At 68.3% G+C, this 16845-nt stretch carries 15 protein-coding genes; 10 read left to right on the forward strand and 5 right to left on the reverse strand.

The window, feature by feature from the left end; genetic code table 11:
* Positions 1 to 2 precede the first annotated feature (2 nt).
* Positions 3 to 740: a competence/damage-inducible protein A gene (locus tag D7X96_RS02465; protein ID WP_121722064.1), complete on the reverse strand. Its 738-nt coding sequence runs from the start codon at positions 738 to 740 to the stop codon at positions 3 to 5.
* A gap of 109 nt (positions 741 to 849) precedes the next feature.
* On the opposite strand from D7X96_RS02465, the gene D7X96_RS02470 reads away from it, so the two are divergent.
* From D7X96_RS02470 to D7X96_RS02485, 4 genes are all read left to right on the forward strand, one after another.
* On the forward strand, positions 850 to 2004 hold the full coding sequence (locus D7X96_RS02470) for an acyl-CoA dehydrogenase family protein (protein ID WP_121722063.1): 1155 nt from the start codon (positions 850 to 852) through the stop codon (positions 2002 to 2004).
* A gap of 132 nt (positions 2005 to 2136) precedes the next feature.
* A complete protein-coding gene (locus D7X96_RS02475) occupies positions 2137 to 3162 on the forward strand; it encodes an aldo/keto reductase (protein WP_121768875.1) in 1026 nt (341 codons plus the stop codon).
* Positions 3163 to 3173: 11 nt separating this feature from the next.
* The gene (locus D7X96_RS02480; protein ID WP_121768876.1) at positions 3174 to 4166 is read left to right on the forward strand and encodes an aldo/keto reductase; all 993 of its coding nucleotides are present in this window, start codon (positions 3174 to 3176) and stop codon (positions 4164 to 4166) included.
* 18 nt (positions 4167 to 4184) lie between these two features.
* Positions 4185 to 5012 (forward strand): helix-turn-helix transcriptional regulator, encoded by an 828-nt coding sequence (locus D7X96_RS02485; RefSeq protein ID WP_121768877.1) that lies wholly within the window; start codon positions 4185 to 4187, stop codon positions 5010 to 5012.
* Between the two features lie 14 nt (positions 5013 to 5026).
* Here D7X96_RS02485 and D7X96_RS02490 read toward each other — a convergent pair whose 3' ends face one another.
* The 4 genes from D7X96_RS02490 to D7X96_RS02505 are packed head-to-tail and all read right to left on the reverse strand — an operon-like array spanning position 5027 to position 10200.
* Complete coding sequence (locus D7X96_RS02490; RefSeq protein WP_244219425.1) at positions 5027 to 5995, reverse strand: NADPH:quinone oxidoreductase family protein; 969 nt, start codon at positions 5993 to 5995, stop codon at positions 5027 to 5029.
* Between the two features lie 10 nt (positions 5996 to 6005).
* On the reverse strand, positions 6006 to 6971 hold the full coding sequence (locus D7X96_RS02495) for an aldo/keto reductase (protein ID WP_121768879.1): 966 nt from the start codon (positions 6969 to 6971) through the stop codon (positions 6006 to 6008).
* Positions 6959 to 7468 carry a YiiD C-terminal domain-containing protein gene (locus D7X96_RS02500; protein ID WP_121768880.1) on the reverse strand — a complete coding sequence of 170 codons (510 nt, stop codon included), beginning with the start codon at positions 7466 to 7468 and terminating at the stop codon, positions 6959 to 6961. The genes D7X96_RS02495 and D7X96_RS02500 overlap by 13 nt, the downstream gene beginning before the upstream one ends.
* A complete protein-coding gene (locus D7X96_RS02505; RefSeq protein WP_121768881.1) occupies positions 7465 to 10200 on the reverse strand; it encodes a beta-ketoacyl [acyl carrier protein] synthase domain-containing protein in 2736 nt (911 codons plus the stop codon). Before D7X96_RS02505 ends, D7X96_RS02500 begins: the two co-directional genes overlap by 4 nt.
* A gap of 328 nt (positions 10201 to 10528) precedes the next feature.
* Here D7X96_RS02505 and D7X96_RS02510 point away from each other — a divergent pair, with 328 nt between their 5' ends.
* Genes D7X96_RS02510 through D7X96_RS02535 form a run of 6 tightly spaced genes read left to right on the forward strand, consistent with a single transcriptional unit; the run spans position 10529 to position 16842 of the window.
* Positions 10529 to 11443 carry a hypothetical protein gene (locus D7X96_RS02510; RefSeq protein ID WP_121768882.1) on the forward strand — a complete coding sequence of 305 codons (915 nt, stop codon included), beginning with the start codon at positions 10529 to 10531 and terminating at the stop codon, positions 11441 to 11443.
* Positions 11440 to 12351 carry an alpha/beta hydrolase gene (locus D7X96_RS02515; protein WP_121768883.1) on the forward strand — a complete coding sequence of 304 codons (912 nt, stop codon included), beginning with the start codon at positions 11440 to 11442 and terminating at the stop codon, positions 12349 to 12351. The genes D7X96_RS02510 and D7X96_RS02515 overlap by 4 nt, the downstream gene beginning before the upstream one ends.
* On the forward strand, positions 12348 to 13577 hold the full coding sequence (locus tag D7X96_RS02520) for an aminotransferase class I/II-fold pyridoxal phosphate-dependent enzyme (protein WP_199746834.1): 1230 nt from the start codon (positions 12348 to 12350) through the stop codon (positions 13575 to 13577). Before D7X96_RS02515 ends, D7X96_RS02520 begins: the two co-directional genes overlap by 4 nt.
* Positions 13578 to 13592: 15 nt before the next feature.
* Complete coding sequence (locus tag D7X96_RS02525; RefSeq protein ID WP_121768884.1) at positions 13593 to 14540, forward strand: ornithine cyclodeaminase family protein; 948 nt, start codon at positions 13593 to 13595, stop codon at positions 14538 to 14540.
* Positions 14534 to 15490: an isopenicillin N synthase family dioxygenase gene (locus D7X96_RS02530; RefSeq protein WP_121768885.1), complete on the forward strand. Its 957-nt coding sequence runs from the start codon at positions 14534 to 14536 to the stop codon at positions 15488 to 15490. Before D7X96_RS02525 ends, D7X96_RS02530 begins: the two co-directional genes overlap by 7 nt.
* A complete protein-coding gene (locus tag D7X96_RS02535) occupies positions 15487 to 16842 on the forward strand; it encodes a hypothetical protein (RefSeq protein ID WP_121768886.1) in 1356 nt (451 codons plus the stop codon). Before D7X96_RS02530 ends, D7X96_RS02535 begins: the two co-directional genes overlap by 4 nt.
* Positions 16843 to 16845 lie beyond the last annotated feature (3 nt).

Raw genomic sequence — 16845 nt, forward strand, 5'->3', positions numbered from 1 at the left:
GGCTACTCCCGGCGGACCAGCGCGTCCGCCGGGACTCCCCCGAGCAGACGGCCCACGGCGTCGTCCACGTAGGCCCGCTCCGGGGCCTCCACCGTCACCTTCACGCGGTAGTCCATGGCCGCGTCGAAGACGGGATACGAGCCGATGGCCACGTGGGGCATGTCCAGCGCCACGCGATCCAACACGGACGCCAGGGCGCTCTCGCCCAGGTTGAAGTACAGGTTGACCAGGTGCACCGGCGTGCCGCTCAGCCGTGCGAGCACCGTCTCCAGCTGCAGCCGGAAGAGCTGCGGCACCCCCGGCAACAGGAACATGTCGCCCACCGTCAGCACGGGGAACCACATGCCCGGCTGGGCCAGGAGCACCGCGCCTTCGGGGGCGTCCGCCAGCCGCAGGGACTCCGGCGTCACCGGGGACGTGCCCGCGCGGGCCTGGATGGCCGACACCATCTCCGGCAGGCGCACCACGGGCCGGCCCAGCGCGAGCGCCACCGCGCGCACCGTGACGTCGTCGTGGGTGGGGCCGATGCCTCCGCTGGTGAAGACGTAGCGGGCCTTGCGCCGGGCGCGGGACACCGCGTCCACGATGGCGTCCACGTCGTCCAGGATGGTCTCCACCGAGACGAGCGGAATGCCCAGCTCCCGCAGCCGCTGGATGAGGTGGGGGCCGTTCTCGTCCTTCACCTTCGCGGTGAGGACTTCATTGCCAATGATGATCGCCGCCGCGCCGTTGCGCTCCATGGGGCCGCCGACTCTACCCCAACGGACCCCGGGGGTGGACCCGCGCGGTGTCGAGGCGCGGACCCGCCCTGTCCTGGAGTCAGCATGAGGGGACGGACATCCTTCGCGCATGGACTCCCATGAGACCCGGGACGCGATCCGCGCGTCCGTGCGTGCCCTGTGCGGGCGCTTCCCCCCGAAGTACTGGCGGACCCTCGACGCGGAGCGTGAATATCCTCACGACTTCGTCCAGGCCCTCACGGAAGCCGGCCTGCTGGCGGCCCTGATTCCCACCGAGTACGGCGGCGCCGGGCTGGGCCTGCGCGAGGCGGCCGTGGTGCTGGGGGAGATCAACCACTTCGGCGGGAACGCGTCCGCGTGTCATGCGCAGATGTATGTGATGAACGTGCTGCTGCGGCATGGCTCCGCGGAGCAGAAGCAGCGCTACCTCCCGGAGATTGCAGCCGGCCGGCTGCGGCTCCAGGCGTTCGCGGTGACGGAGCCGAACTCGGGTTCGGACACGACGGCCATCGAGACGACGGCGGTCCGGCAGGGCGACCGCTACGTCGTGAACGGGCAGAAGATCTTCATCTCCCGCGTGCTCCAGTCGGACCTGATGTTGCTGTTGGCCCGGACGACGCCTCGCGCGGAGGGGCGCAAGAAGACGGATGGGATGAGCGTGTTCCTGCTGGACCTGCGCAAGACACAGGGGCTGGAGGCGCGGCCCATCCGGACCATGCTCAACCACGCGACGAACGCGCTGTTCTTCGAGAACGTCGAAGTGCCCGTCGAGGGGCTGATTGGCGAAGAGGGCAAGGGCTTCTCGTACATCCTGGACGGCATGAACGCGGAGCGGGTGCTGGTGGCCTCGGAGGCGATTGGCGATGGCCGCTGGTTCATCGAGAAGGCCGTCACGTACGCGCAGGAGCGCGTCGTGTTCGGCAAGCCCATCGGGAGCAATCAGGGCGTGCAGTTCCCCATCGCGAAGGCGCACACGGCGCTGACGGCCGCGTCCCTGCTGACGGAGCAGGCCGCGACGCTCTTCGACAGCCACCAGCCCTGCGGAGCCGAGGCGAACATGGCGAAGTACCTGGCCGCCGAAGCCGCCTGGGAGGCCGCCAATGCCTGCATGGACACCTACGGCGGCTACGGCTTCGCGGAGGAGTACGACGTGGAGCGCAAGTTCCGCGAGGTGCGCCTGTTCATCAACGCGCCCGTGAGCCGGAACATGGCCCTGTCGTACATCAGCCAGCACGTGCTGGGACTGCCCCGGTCGTTCACGTAGCGCCTGACACGACTGGTGGTGGCAGTCCCAGGATAAATTCTCCCTCTGGCAGCCCTTCACGCCGTTCGTATCCTGAGCGCCATGAGAAGGCCGACCGGGGCGTCCGGTGGCCTGCGTTCAGGAGCATTTCGCATGCGCTATCGGCTGTTCGGCCGCACGGGCCTTTACGTCTCGGAACTCTGTTTCGGAGCGATGACCTTCGGCGGGAAGGGCTTCTACGAGCCCATTGGCAGGACGGCCCAGGCCGAGGCCGACGAACTCGTGTCAATCTCGCTCGAGAACGGCATCAATTTCTTCGACACCGCTGACGTCTACTCCGAGGGCGAGTCCGAGAAGATCCTCGGCAAGGCCCTCGGCGCGCGCCGCAAGGACGTCGTGCTCGCCACGAAGGTACGCGGCAAGGCCGGCCCGGGTCCGAACCAGCAGGGCCTCTCTCGCGCTCACATCATGAGCTCCATCGAGGGCAGCCTGAAGCGCCTCGGGACCGACTGGGTCGACCTCTACCAGATTCACGGCTTCGACCCGGTGACCCCCTTCGACGAGACCCTGCGCGCCCTCGACGACGTGGTCCGTTCCGGCAAGGTGCGTTACGTCGGCTGCTCGAATCTCGCGGCATGGCAGCTCGCCAAGGCCAACGGCATCGCGGCGCACCGGGGTTGGGCTCGCTTCGAGTCATTGCAAGCCCACTACACGATCGCCACCCGCGATCTCGAACGCGAGCTCGTGCCCCTCCTGAACGACTCGCAGATGGGGCTCATGGTCTGGAGCCCTCTCTCCGGGGGCCTCTTGTCCGGAAAGCAGGGGCGTGACGGCAAAGGCCCTGACGGCTCGCGCCGGGCCAGCTTCGACTTCCCTCCCGTCAACAAGGACCGCGCCTTCGACTGCATCGACGCGATGCGGAAGATTGGCGACGCCAAGGGCGCGAGCGTCGCATGCGTCGCGCTTGCGTGGCTGCTCGCGAAGCCCCACGTCTCCGCGATCATCGTCGGCGCGAAGAACGAGGCGCAGCTCAGGGACAACCTGAAGGCCAGCGACTTCGTGCTCGACCCCGCCGAGATCGCCGAGCTCGACAAGGTGAGCGCACTGCCCGCCGAATACCCGGGCTGGATGATCGAGTTCCTGGGCAACCTGGGCAGAGCGCCGAAGAACGCTCGCTAGCGAGGATGACAATGCAAAAGCGCAAGCTTGGACAGGGACTGGAAGTCTCGGCGCTCGGCCTCGGCTGTATGGGCATGAGCTTCTTCTACGGTCCGCCCAAGGACACCGCGGAGATGACGAAGCTGCTGCGCGCGTCGGTTGACCGCGGCGTCACGTTCTTCGACACCGCGGAAGTCTACGGGCCTTTTCTCAACGAGGAGTTGCTCGGTGCGGCACTCGCGCCCGTGCGCGACCAGGTGGTGATCGCCACCAAGTTCGGCATCAAGCATGGCGAGAACGGGCCGAGCCCGCTGTCGGGGGTCGATAGCCGGCCCGAGCAGATACGTCGAGTGACGGAGGCATCGCTGAAGCGCCTGCGGACCGACCGCATCGACCTGCTCTACCAGCACCGTGTCGACCCGGAGGTGCCCATCGAGGATGTCGCCGGCGCCGTGAAGGACCTCATCGCCGAAGGGAAGGTCAAGCACTTTGGCCTGTCGGAGGCTGGCGCGGCGACCATCCGCCGCGCGCACGCCGTGCAGCCCGTGACGGCGTTGCAGAGCGAATACTCGCTCTGGATGCGAGAGCATGAGACCGAGATCATTCCGACGCTCGAAGAGCTGGGCATCGGACTGGTGCCCTTCAGCCCCCTTGGGAAGGGCTTCCTGACCGGCAAGATGGACGCCAGCACGCCATTGGCCGACGACGACCTGCGCCGGCTCCTGCCGCGCTTCTCCCAGGACGCCATGGAGGCGAACCAGGCGCTGGTCCGCCTGCTCCAGCAAATCGCCGGCGACAAGCGAGCCACGCCCGCCCAGATTGCGCTTGCCTGGGTGCTGGCCCAGAAGCCTTGGTTCGTTCCAATCCCTGGCACGACGAAGTTGCACCGGTTGGAAGAGAACCTGGGCGCGCTCGACGTCGAGCTGACGCAGGGCGACCTGCGGCGCATCGAGGAGGCCTCCGCCAAGATTCATATCCAGGGCGCGCGCGTGCCTGAACGGCTCCAGGCCCGGTTTGGACGATGACTCCCTATATTGCGGGCCATGACCGCCGCGTCCCTGTCGTCTCCGCGCTCCGAGCTGGGGCACTTTCTCCGGACCCGCCGGGCGCGGCTGCGGCCGTCCGAGGTGGGGCTGCCCGAGGGTGGGCGGCGGCGCACGCCGGGGCTGCGGCGCGAGGAGGTCGCGCAGCTCGCTGACGTGGGGGCGAGCTGGTACACGTGGCTCGAGCAGGGACGCGACATCCAGGTTTCGGAGGCGGTGCTCGAGCGGCTTTCGAGCGCGCTGCGCCTCGATGCCGCGGAACGTTCGTACCTGTTCGAGCTTGCCCAGGGTCGCTCGCCCCGTCCGATTGCCGCAACGCCGCCGATCGTGAGCCCCCTGCTCGCGCTCACGATCGAGGCGCATCGTCATCCGGCGATTGTCTCGACCCTGCGCTGGGACGTCGTCGCAATGAACGGACCCGCGCTGAAGCTCTGGGGTGATCTGCGTGGCACGAATGCCCTGCGCAACCTCTTCCTTGGAAAGGGACCGCCGCTCGTCACGGTGGAGCGCGAGGCACACGCACGAAACCTCGTCGCGCGCTTTCGCTCGGAAGCAGCACGCGCGAGTGCCCACGAGCAGTTCCAGGAGCTCGCGGACGAGCTGAAGGCGAGGAGCCCCGAGTTCCGCCGGCTCTGGACGCAGCATGACCTGGCTGCCGAGCCAGAGGGCACGAAGGTCGTCGACATCCCCGGAACCGGACACATCGAGCTCGCGCACGTGACGCTGATGCACGTCGAGCCGGACGCACGCACGCTCCGAGTCCTCTTCTATTCTCCCGTCGGCCCCGAGAGCGCGCAGCGAATGGAGCGTGCTCTCGCGGAGCGTTGAAAGCACGAGGACCGTCAGGCGCTCTCGCGGACGTGGACCACCACCTTGCCGATGGCTCGCCGCTCCGCTAGGGCGAGCAGACCATCGGCGGTCCGCTCCAGGGGCAAGCGGAGCGTGATGTACGGAGAGATGCGGCCCTGCGCATACCAGGCGAAGAGCTGGTCCATGGTTTCGCGCAGCGCGGCCGGGTCGTGGTGGCGGAAGTAGCGCAGCGACGAGCCCAGCACCGCGCGATGCTTCACGAGCAGCCGGTGGGCGGGAATGCTGGGAACCTGTCCCGCGGCGAAGCCCACGAGCACGTAGCGGCCTCCCCAGCCCAGCGTGGAGAGCGCTGGGTCGAAGAGCGGGCCGCCGACCGGATCGAAGCAGACGTTCACGCCTCCTGAGCCCGTGGCAGCGAGGACCTGCTCCTTCCAGTCTCCATGACCCAAGACATGGTCAGCGCCCGCTTCACGCGCGATGGCAAGTTTCTCCGGAGTGCTCGCCACCGCGATGACCTTGGCGCCCAAGGCCTTGCCCAGCTGTACCGCCGCAAGCCCCACGCCTCCGCTCGCTCCAAGAACAAGGAGCACCTCTGAAGCCTTCAGATTGGCGACGCGGACCAGCGCCAGCGCGGTGCTTACGTAGGCGCTGGTCAACGCGGCGGCGACGTCGAACGAGACTCCCGGCGGCAGCAGGAACGTCTCCTGGACGGAGGCCACGGCCTGCTCGGCGTAGCCTCCGTGCCAGAGGATGGCCACGACGCGGTCCCCGGGTTTGAAGCCCGAGCCCTCCGGAGCGCTGACGATGGATCCCGCGGCCTCCAGGCCCGGGACGAAGGGCAGTTCGGGCCGGGTCTGGTAGGTCCCGGCGATCATGAGGAGGTCGGCGAAGTTCACGCTGCAGGCGTGCACGTCGATGCGCACCTCGCCGGGTTTCGGAACAGGCTCGGGGACGTTGGTGAGGGTGAGCTGCTCGGGCCCACCCCATTTCCCGCAGACCATCGCTCGCACGTCATTGCTCCTGGGTGGAAGTGAGGCTTCGCCAGAGGTCTTCGTTCGTGGGCAGGTTCAACGCCTCGGTGACCAACTGCTCGAGCTGCTCCGGGCTGCGGGCGCCGACGAGGATGGAGGTCACGAAGGGGCAGTGCACCAGCCACCAGGTGGCCAGGCCGGATGGAGACAGTGCATGCGCGGCGGCCATCGACTTGAGCTGTTCGACGCGGGCTGCGTTCTCCGGGGTCCAGGCCTTCGCGTAGAGGTCCCGGCGCTGGCCGATGCGCGTGCCCTCCGGAATCCCACCTGTGATGGCGTACCGGCCGCTCAGCAGGCCGCCGGCCAGCGGTGAATAGGGCGTGTACTGGAGCCCCAGCTTCGCGCAGGCCTCCAGCACACCGTTGTGCACGTCATCCTGTTCCAGGAGGTTGAAGCGGTTCTGGACCCAGCCGAACCCCACCGGGCCTCCGGAGCGCGGCGCGGCGCAGCGCCAGAGGTCGCTCGCGGCCACGTTCGACAGACCGAAGCGGCGGACCTTCCCTGCCCTCACGAGCGCCTGGAACGTGTCCAGGACCTCCTCCCACGGAGCGGCAGGGTCCGGCACATGCGCCAGATAGAAGTCGAGCGTGTCGATGCGAAGCCGTGCGAGCGAGCGGTCTACCTCCGCGAACACATGCTGCCGACCGAGCCCACCGCGCAGGCCCACCTTGGACGAGATGAGCACCCGGTCCCGCATCGCGGCGCCACGCGAGGCGAGCCATGTGCCGATGATGGCCTCGCTGGCTCCGTCCGCGTAGGTGCCCGCCGTGTCGATGAGGTTGATGCCCAGCGCCACCGCGCGGTCCAGGAGCGCATGTGCTTCGGCTTCGGTCTCGCCCTGCCCCAGCAGCTTCCGGGAGCTTCCGATGCCCCCGAAGTTGGCCGCGCCCAGCGCGAAGACCGACACGTCGATGCCACCCAGCTTGCGGTAGATCACGTCCGCCACGCCTCCGGAAAGGGCAACGCCAAATCGCTCTCCCCCGCTCCGGCCAGCAACGTGAAGTGCGCCGTGTAGGTCGCTGCTGGAGCTCCCTCATCAATGAAGACCTGTGACGTTGCAGTAAGCCGCACCTTGCCTCCCTGACGGAGCGTGTCGGCCTCCAGAGCGGGCAACACGTCACAGCGGGCCCGGTAATCGCAGGTGATGGGCCGGTGGATGGCGAACTCACAGCGGCGCAGCAGGATCTGCACGCCAAGCCGCTCCGCCCACGCCGCGCGCACGAGCAACAGCCACGGGGCAAGCCCGGCCGCGGTGAACACGCCAGGACCGAAGGCCGTCCCCCGGTGATTGAGCGAAGGCCCCAACGGCGCCCCGAGCACGATGCGTCCGGGCTCGAACTCCACGAAGTGGATCCCCAGGAACTTCGTCATCGGGATCCGCTCATGGAGGTCTGTCGCCAGAAGAGCGAAGACGTCGTTGCGCACCTCAACTGGAAGGCTCATGCGCCAGGCACCTGGAGGTCGGGACCGGCTTCGAGGACGACGTGGTAGTGGGTGCCGCCACTTCCCGCCGCGTTGACTCCCGCGAAGCGCGCTTCCTTCAATGCCTGTGGCTCCGTGACGACTCGAAGGTTGTCGGTCTCACCCGTTCCCCCCAAGGTCGCCGGAATCCGCTTCGCGGCCAGTGTGAGGAGCGCCTTGATCAGGCTCGCGGCTCCTGCCGCTGCTCCGGTGTGGCCAATGTTCGGTGTGATTGCGCCCAGGGGCAGCGGTCTGGCTCGCGCGGTCCCGAGTGTCCGTCCCAGCGCGGCCAGCTCCGCGCGATCGCTCGCGGGATGCCCGCTGCCGAAGCACTCCACGAAGGCGAGCGCGTCCGCTGACACGTCACACCGTGACCAGGCACGCCGGATGGCCAGGCTCATCGCGGGTTCGGAGACGAGCCCGTGGTCGTCAGGCGCGCCGAACGCACTCCCCACCGCGCGGATGATCCCGAGCACGGGCTCACCCCGCTCCCGAGCATCCGACAACCGTCGCAGCACGCACACCGTGGCGCCTTCGCCGGGCAGATATCCATCGGAGGCCGCGTCGAACACGGTCGGTGCGTCCCGGTGGGACAGGAGTCCCTGCGCGCCTTCATCCACCAGCCGCGTGCCACCGAGGCGCATGTCCGCGGTGGCCCAGAAGACCGCGTCCGCTTCACGTGACGTCAACCGGCCGCAGGCGACCTCCAGGCCTCCCAGGGACGCCGCCGCGCCTCCGGCCTCGATGGCGCAGGTCGGTCCGGTCAGGTCGAACGCTCGGGCGATCCTCGCCGCCATGAAGCTGGGCGACAGGTTGAACAGGCTGCCGGCCCACAGCTCCGGCAGATCGTTCGACAGTCGCTTCATCGCCGCTCGCACGGTGCGGGCCACGCCCTTGAGGTCCTTGCCCGTCTCGCGCAGCACGCGCTGAAGGTGTTCTTCAATCTCCGGCAGACGTGCCGCCGCGACCTGGCGCAGGCCGTACTCGCTGCAGTGCTCCGCGGAGACGACCACCGGGACGTTGCTTCCCCGTTCAATGGAGACCTTCGCCGCCGCGCTCCGCGCCAGGTCCACCAGCAGGTAGTGGAGCGGATCATGCCGGAGGATGTCGGCAGGACGTTCGTCGTACTGGCTGGCGCTTCCAGTGAATCGTGACGCATCCAGGTTCAGCGGCGCCCCGAGCCCGAACGGCAACCTCCGGAACGCCCGACGGCCGTGAAGCAGGTTCGTCCACAGCGTGGCGAGGTCGGGGGCATCCGCGAACGCGCCGGCCATCCCAACGATGGCGATGGGCTCGTCACTCCTCGCCGGACTCCTCCGCACCCCTCTCAGCAGCGCCTGGGCCCGCGCGGGTGAAGGCTGGTCCTCCACCACCGCGTGGTAGTTCTGGCCTCCGCTCGCGATGGCGCTGACGCCTCCGATGCGTGGCTGCTCGCCAGCCGGCCAGGACCGGGCCGTCTTCTCCACCTCGATGAGCCCTCCCGGTTCGAGCAGGCTCCTCGGCTTGTCCCCGTGCACCGGTCCCGGAATGCCACCGGACTCGAACAGCGCCAGCAGCGCGATCAGGTTCGCCAGGCCTGACGCCTCCTTCGCGTGCCCCAGGTTCCCCTTGATGGACATCACGGGCACCGGTGACCTGGGCTGTGCGTCCTCCCCGTGCGCCTTCAGTGCCCGGTCGAAGACCTTCGCCTCCACGGCGTCACCAGCCCGGGTGCCCGTTCCATGCGCGAGGATCACTCCCAACTCCCTGGGCTCCACGCCTGCCTGGTCGAGCGCCCGCCGTACCGCGAGCCCGTGACCGCGCGGGTTCGGAACCAGCATGTACGCTTCGGCCGCGCCGTCGTTCGCCCCACCGACGCCCCGGATCACTCCGTGGATGGGCAGCCGCTCCTGGACGGCCCGCTCCAGGCTCGTGAGCACCAGCAGCACCACTCCGTCGGAGATGACCGTGCCGTTGCCCTTCTGGGCGAACGGGAAGCAGCCCTCGGAGGAGAGGAGGCGGGAGTTCGAATAGAGGACCTGGTTGACCGTGTCGACGTAGGACAGCGCGCCCGCGATGGCCCACGGCGCCCCCTTCGTGAGCTCCCGCGCGGCCAGTTCAATCGCGGCCAGACCGCCGGTGCAGTTCCCGTCCACGAGCAGGGCCTTCTCCGTCGTGCCCAGCGCCTCCGCGATGCTGCTCGCGAGCCGGTGCGTGGCGCGCTCCCTCGGGTCCTCCACGAACTCCGGCCCGAACGACTCCCGGAGTGACTGGCGCACCTTGCGGGTGAGGTCCGTCAGCTCCTGATGGGAGAACTCATTCGGGTGCGCCCCATGCACGAGGTACGGCTGGAGCTGCTCCGCCACCGCCAGCACCGCGGCGTCGTAGAGCCCATGGCCACCGCCTCGTGAGTGCGCGAGGAACACCGGGACGGGCTGCCCACTCAGCGCGCCAGGAGTCAGCCCGGCGGAAGCCAGGGCCTGGCGCGCCATCTCCGGCAGGTCACAAGCCCCGACGACACCTCCCAGCAGCGTGGAGGTCCGCGCCGCGCCCACCGCCGCCGTGGGGTCCAGATACAGGGCCCGGGGAATGCGCTCCTCCGGCCACTGGCCATACGTCGTCCTTCCCCCGTGAAGCACTTCCGCCAGCTCATCGAGGGTGCGAGCGCCCGGAAGGGCAAACGCAAAGCCAGAGATCGCCACCGGCGCGATCCCATCCAGATGTCCTTTCCGCATTGCCAGTCAATGTAAAGACATGATCCGGACGCGTCCACGACCAGCCAAATCACATACATCCAGGCCGACACGCGGGGGCACCCCGATCCTACCTGACGTATTCAAGGGGTTCCGTCGAGAGGACACGGTCGCCCTCCTGGGAGCGTCGTTCCAGAGCCCAAGCACGGCTGATACAGTTTCAAGCTGCGCGCTCCACCCACAAACACTCCCAACAGCAAAATCCAGGGAGGCTTGACGCCGGATTTCCAGATCCGTATATCAAGACAGACATCGCGGCCATTGCCAGCCATTGGCGGCCGCCTCATTCCCCCTCATCCCCTGGACAGCCATGAAAAGACTCGATCCGAGCCGTCTCAAGGATTCGTTCATCAATGTCTCCACCTTCCCGGCGGACCTGGCGGAAGGCCGCCCGGGGGCTCCGGCCGGTGCCTTGCTCGACGCCGTGGTGGAGGCCGTGGAGCAGAAGAACGGGTTCGCGGTGGTGTTCGGCGTGAACAAGCTGCTCGCGGACCGCGGGCTGGACATCCACACGGAGTCCGGCGCCGCGCTGGCCCGTGACTACCTGGAGGGCGTCTTCCGGGCGATCGCTCCGCGCTTCGACCTGGCCCGCTACAGCCCCACGCCCATCGCCTATGACCGCGTGGCCAAGATGGACGTGGACGGGTTCAACAAGAACCGGAACTTCACGCCCAACAGCGACCACACGGAGAGCCGCGAGTTCGTCACCACGAAGTGCGTCCACTTCGACTCGGCGACGCCGTTCATCGCGAACCTCTACGGCCCCAACCAGAACATCAGCGGCGGCATGCCGATGATCTGCGACACGCGCCGGTTCTGCCAGGACAAGGGCCTGGACCCCCGGGCGCTCATCGAGAACATCCCCAACAACTACAACGTCGCCGTGAAGGCGGAGTTCTCCGAGGAGATCCTGCGCGATTACTCGTTCGCGCTGAAGCTCGACCTGGAGAACGACATCGTGATGATCGTCCTCCACAACGAGGTGGTGGGAGGGCTCGCCCACGCGGCCACCCAGCCGTCCCTCACCGACGCGAGCAAGGCCGCGAAGCGCCCCATCCGCCACGTCGAGTATCAGGTCGCGGGTACCGACGACCTCAAGCGCTGGTACGACTATTACGGCCTGTCCCTGGATAAGGCGACGAACCACAAGGACGACGCCAACATCACCCGCTTCGTCCGCGGCGAGCTCGCCCCGTACCCGAACATCATCGAGGTGCGGGCATGACCACGCGACAGCACGCGGAGCGCAACGCGGCGGAGATGAAGGACCTGCTCGCGTACCTCGACGCCCGGCCCTGGCCGGACGGCTACGAGGCCGCCCGGGTCCACTACGATTCGCTCGGGCTGCCCATCGCGGCGGACATCCGGGTGGAGCCTGTCAACGTGAACGGCGTTCGGGCCCAGTGGCTCACGCCGCCGGAGTGCGATCAGGACCGCGCCCTCCTCTTCCTGCACGGAGGCGGGTTCGTCTTCGGGTCGCTCGTGAGCCACGGGCACATGGCCGCGGAGATGGGCCGGCAGGCGCGCTGCCGGGTGCTCCAGCTCGACTACCGCCGGGCTCCCGAGCATCCCTACCCGGCCGCGCTGGACGACGCGACCACCGCGTACCGGTGGCTCCTGGAGCAGGGGTTCAAGCCCGGCCACCTCTCCATCGCGGGTGACTCGGCGGGTGGTGGCCTGGTGGTGTCCATGCAGGTCCACGCGCGGGCCAAGGGGCTTCCGCTCGCGGGGGCGCTGGTGTGCATCTCGTCGTGGTTCAACCTGGGCATCCAGGGCGAAAGCTACGAGACGCGCGAGAAGGCGGACGCGCTCGTCCAGCGCAAGGTGGTGGAGGAGGTCGCCCGGCACTACCTCAACGGGCAGGACGCCCGGCAGCCGACGATCTCTCCCATCCACGCGGACCTCACCGGCTTCCCTCCGCTGCTCATCCAGGTGGGCGAGCGGGAGCTGCTCTTCAGCGACTCGCAGGCGATGGCGAAGAAGGCCCAGGCCCAGGGCGTGGACGTCACGTTCGAGGAGTGGCCCGACATGGTCCACGTCTGGCACCTGCACTTCAACCGCCTCAGCAGCGGCCGGGAAGCGCTTCAGCGCATCGGCCAGTTCGTGATCGACAAGACAGGAGCGCGGAAGTGACGACGCCCAGCGACGCGGTGATGGGTCCCCATGTCCACCGCAACAACCAGAAGATGATCCCCGCCAGCGAGAGCGCCTGGGCCGTGGCCCGGGAAGCGAACATGCTCAACATCCGCGTGGAGGCCGTGGGCGGCCAGAACCACTTCCGCGAGGTGGACACCGGGCACGAGTTCGCCAACCTGTGCTCCTGCTCCTACCTGGGGCTCAACAGCCACCCGGAGGTCCTCCAGGGCGGCATCGACGCGCTCAAGCGCGCGGGCATCACCGGCCTGTCGATGGCGGAGTTCCGCATCCGGCTGGGCCTGCTGGAGGAGCTGGAGCACCAGCTCGCGGACCTCCTCGGTGGACCGGTGCTGCCCGCCGTCACCTCCAGCGCGCTCACGGCGGCCATCCTGCCGGTGCTCGGGTCCGGCCACCTGACGGACAGCGAGCCGCTGGTGATGGTGTTCGACAAGTTCGCGCACTTCTCCATGGCGTTCGTGAAGCCCATCGTCGCGGACGAAACGAAGGTGCTGAACGCCCCGCACAACGACATGAACTTCCTGGAGGACGTCTGCCGGAAGTACCCGCGCGTGGCGTACGTGTGCGACGGCGTCTACTCGACGGGCGGCGTGACGGACCTCCAGGCGCTGCTCACGCTCCAGGAGAAGTACGGCCTCTTCCTCTACATCGACGACTCGCACTCGCTCTCCACGCAGGGGAAGAACGGCGAGGGCTACATCCGCTCGCGGCTGCGCGAGATGAACGACCGGACGCTGATCATCGCCTCCATCGCCAAGGCGTTCGGCAGCACGGGCGGCATCGCGATGCTCGGCTCGCGCAAGCACTACGACTTTCTCTACAGGACGGGCCCCATGGGCTGGTCCCAGAGCCTGCGGACGGCGGCCATCGGCACGACCATGGGAAGCATCAAGGTCCACCGCAGCCCGGAGCTGGCGAAGCGGCAGGAGCAGCTTCGCCGCAACATCGCCCTCTTCGACGAGCACATCCAGACCGAGCAGCGCGGCGACGGACTGCACATCAAGGTCGTGGAGGTGGGTGAGCAGGAGAAGGCCGTGAAGCTGTCGCGCGAGCTCTACAAGCGAGGCTTCTATTGCTCCGCGGTCTTCTTCCCCATCGTGCCCGTGGGCAAGGCGGGCATCCGGCTCATGCTGCGCGGCGACCTGCCCACGGAGAGGGTCCAGTCGTTCATCGGCCACCTGAAGGAAGTCCTCGCGACGCTGTAGGCCCAGGGACGCGCGATGGCTGCCTTCCTTTCCCACGACGTCGTCTCCGCGCACGGGAACCTGCCCCGGCTCGTGCGCGAGCTGGAGGCGGCGCTCACGGAGGGCCTGCATGAGCGCGTGCAGGTCCCGCTGCGCGTCGCGGTCCCCTCCTCTTCCCGGCAGGCCGCGTTCGTCTCCATGCCGGCCGTGTCGGAGCAACTGGGCCTCTACATCAACAAGGTGGCGACCCTGTTCGAGCGGGCCGCCACCGACCCGCTGCCCACCATGAACGGAGTGGTCGCGGCGTTCTCCACGCGCACGGGGGAGCTGCTCGCGCTGCTCGATGGCGCGGCGGTGACGGAGCTCAAGTGCGCCGCGGTGTCCGCGCTCGTCACGGACTTCTGCGCGCGCACGGATGCGCGGACGCTGACGGTGGCCGGGACGGGCGCGCAGGCCCGGCAGCAGGTGCTGTCCGTCCTCGCGGTCCGCCCCATCCGGGAGGTGCGGCTGTGGGCCCGGAACCCGGCCCGGCGCGGTGCGTTCGCCGCGGAGCTGCGCTCCTCCCTGGGGGACGCGGTGCACGTCGTGGCCTGCGCGTCGCTCGACGAGGCCATCCGGGGCGCGGACGTGATTGGCACCGCGACGTCGTCGAAGACGCCGCTGGGGAGCTTCGAAGGCCTCTCCCCCAGCGTGCACATCAACTGCATGGGCGGGCACACGGTGGAGGCCCGGGAGGTGCCGCTCGAACTGCTGCGCACGTCGACGGTCATCGTCGAGGACCTGGCCACGGCGCTCGCGGAGGCCGGGCCCGTACACGCCCACGCCATCACCCTGGCGCAGCTCGTGCGGAGGGACAGCGGTCCCCTGCGGACGAGCCGCACCGTCTTCAGCTCGACGGGGCACGCCTTCCTGGACGTCCTCACCGTCGCGCACGTGCTGCGTGAACGAGAGCTGATCCACCGAACCTGGAGGAGCACATGTTGAAGGAGTTGCCCCGAATCGACCTGTCGTCCGCGACGCCAGGGTCCGAAGCCGAGCGCCGGGCGGCGTTCGAAGTCGACCGGGCCTGCAAGCAGGTGGGCTTCTTCACCTTGAGCGGGCACGGCATCGCGCCAGCTGTCTTCGAGGACGCCTATGCCCTCTCACGGGCGTTCTTCCGCCAGCCGCTCGAGGTGAAGAACCGGTGCCGGTTGAAGTCCGGCTTCACCATGGCCGCGGACGACTACACGCCCTACGGATACAGCGGCATGCTGGAGGAGAACGCCTTCGCGTACATGGGCCGCAAGGGGTTGCCTGGCGACTACGTGGAGAAGTTCAGCGTGGGCCGGCTCATCGAGGACGACGGCGCGATCCTGCCGTTCAGCGACGACGCGGATGGCCAGCGGCTGCGCGCGGCGCTCAAGGCGTACTTCCGCGAGTGCGAGGCGCTGACGGCCCGGCTCACGGAGCTCTTCAGCATCGCGTTGGATCTGCCCCGGGACTTCTTCGCGAAGAAGACCTCCGCTTCCACGGACTCGCTGCGCTCCCTGCTCTACCCGCAGCTCAGCCCGGAGCTGGTCAACGACCAGGGCATGGGCGAGCACACGGACGGGACGCTGCTCACGGTCCTGGCGCAGACGGGCCCTGGCATCCAGGTGAAGGAGCGCGGCGGTTCGTGGATCACCCCCACGCTGGAGCGGCGGGATCACCTCATCGTCAACATCGGAGACCTGATGGCCCGCTGGTCCAACGACGAATACGTCTCCACCCCGCACCGGGTCGTCCTGTCCGGCGGTGAGCGCCAGTCGCTGGCGTTCTTCAAGCTCGCCAACGACGACGCGCTCATCGAGTGCTTCCCCAAGTTCTGCAAGGACATGCCCGCGAAGTACGAGCCCGTCGTCTACAAGGCCTTCTCCCTCCAGAAGATGAACGCGCTCTTTGGGGTCAACCCATGATCGGCGAATTCAACGAGCCGTTCCTCGCCGCCGTGGAGGAAGGATGGACGGTCGCGCGCGATGCCACGGCGCACGCGAGCACCATGGCCGCCATCCACGACCTGGACTCTCCCATGTATGAGAAGAGCCAGTTCGCGCACCCGCTCCTCTTCAGCGAGGCGGAGTTCCTGGAGCTGAGCCAGGCGTGCCGCGCCCTGCTCTCCGCGCAGCTGAAGCTCATTGGCCACCTCATCGACACGCGCTCGCGCGAGGGCCTGTTGGACCTGCTGCGGATGCCCCGGCGGCTTGCGGGCTTCATCCACTGGGACAACCTGCGCCACGGTGACGCGACGATTGGCCGGATGGACGTCGTGCCGACGCGGCAGGGCTACTTCTTCTGCGAGTTCAACATCTTCCCGGGCGTGGGCGGAGGCGAGGCCTACGAGGGCTCCCGCGCGGCCGCCGAGGCGCTGGGCTTTCCTCGCGCTGGATTGACGGACAGTCCGCTGCGCGACCTCGCCGTGCTGTACGCGGCGGAGTGCCGCAAGCGGGACCTGCGCCGCGTGGTGATCCTCGACTCCACCATGCATTCAGGCCTGGGGTATCCGCGCCAGGAGTACCTGAAGCGATACCTCGAAGAGCTGAACCCGGGCGTTCCGGTCCACATCCTCGACGAGGTCCGCTACCCGGAGGCTTGGCTCAGGCGGGAGGAGGCCGAGCGCACGCTCATCCACCGCATGTTCACCTACGAGGAGGTCACCGACGGCTTCGTGTTCCTGGAGAAGCTGTGGGCCAGCGGCGCGGTGCTCACCAACGGCTTCGAACCGGAGCTGCGGATGAGCAAGCGGTTCCTCGCGCTGCTGTGCGAGCCGGGTCACCAGGCGCTGTTCAACGACGAGGAGCGGGCCGCCATCCAGAAGTACCTGCCCCCTGCCTTCTCCCTCACGGAGGCGAACCTGGCGGCGGCGCTGCGCGACAAAGCCGGGCTGGTCTTCAAGATCGACGACAGCAGCTCCTATGGCGGCAGCGGCGTGCTGATGGGGACGGACTGGCCCTCGGACGTGCTGGAGCAGAAGCTGCGCGAACCGGGCGTCGAGCGGTGGATCTGCCAGCGCGTCGTGGAGGCGGAGACCGTGAAGCTGCGCGCGGCCGGTGATTCCGTCCCGCATGAGTACCGGCTGGTGCTGGGCTTCTACTCCTACGGAGGGAAGGCCAACGGCTTCCTGGTGCGCGGCAGCCGCACTTCCAAGGTGGTGAACATCACCAGTGGAGGCAAGCTGGGGTGGGCGTTCGTCGTTTCCGAAGAGGGACGCCAGGCCTTCATCCGTCACGCGCGGAGCCGCGCGGAGGACGTCACTGCAAGGAGTGCATGAACC

This window comes from Corallococcus interemptor (genome assembly GCF_003668875.1).
GTDB classification, from domain to species: domain Bacteria; phylum Myxococcota; class Myxococcia; order Myxococcales; family Myxococcaceae; genus Corallococcus; species Corallococcus interemptor.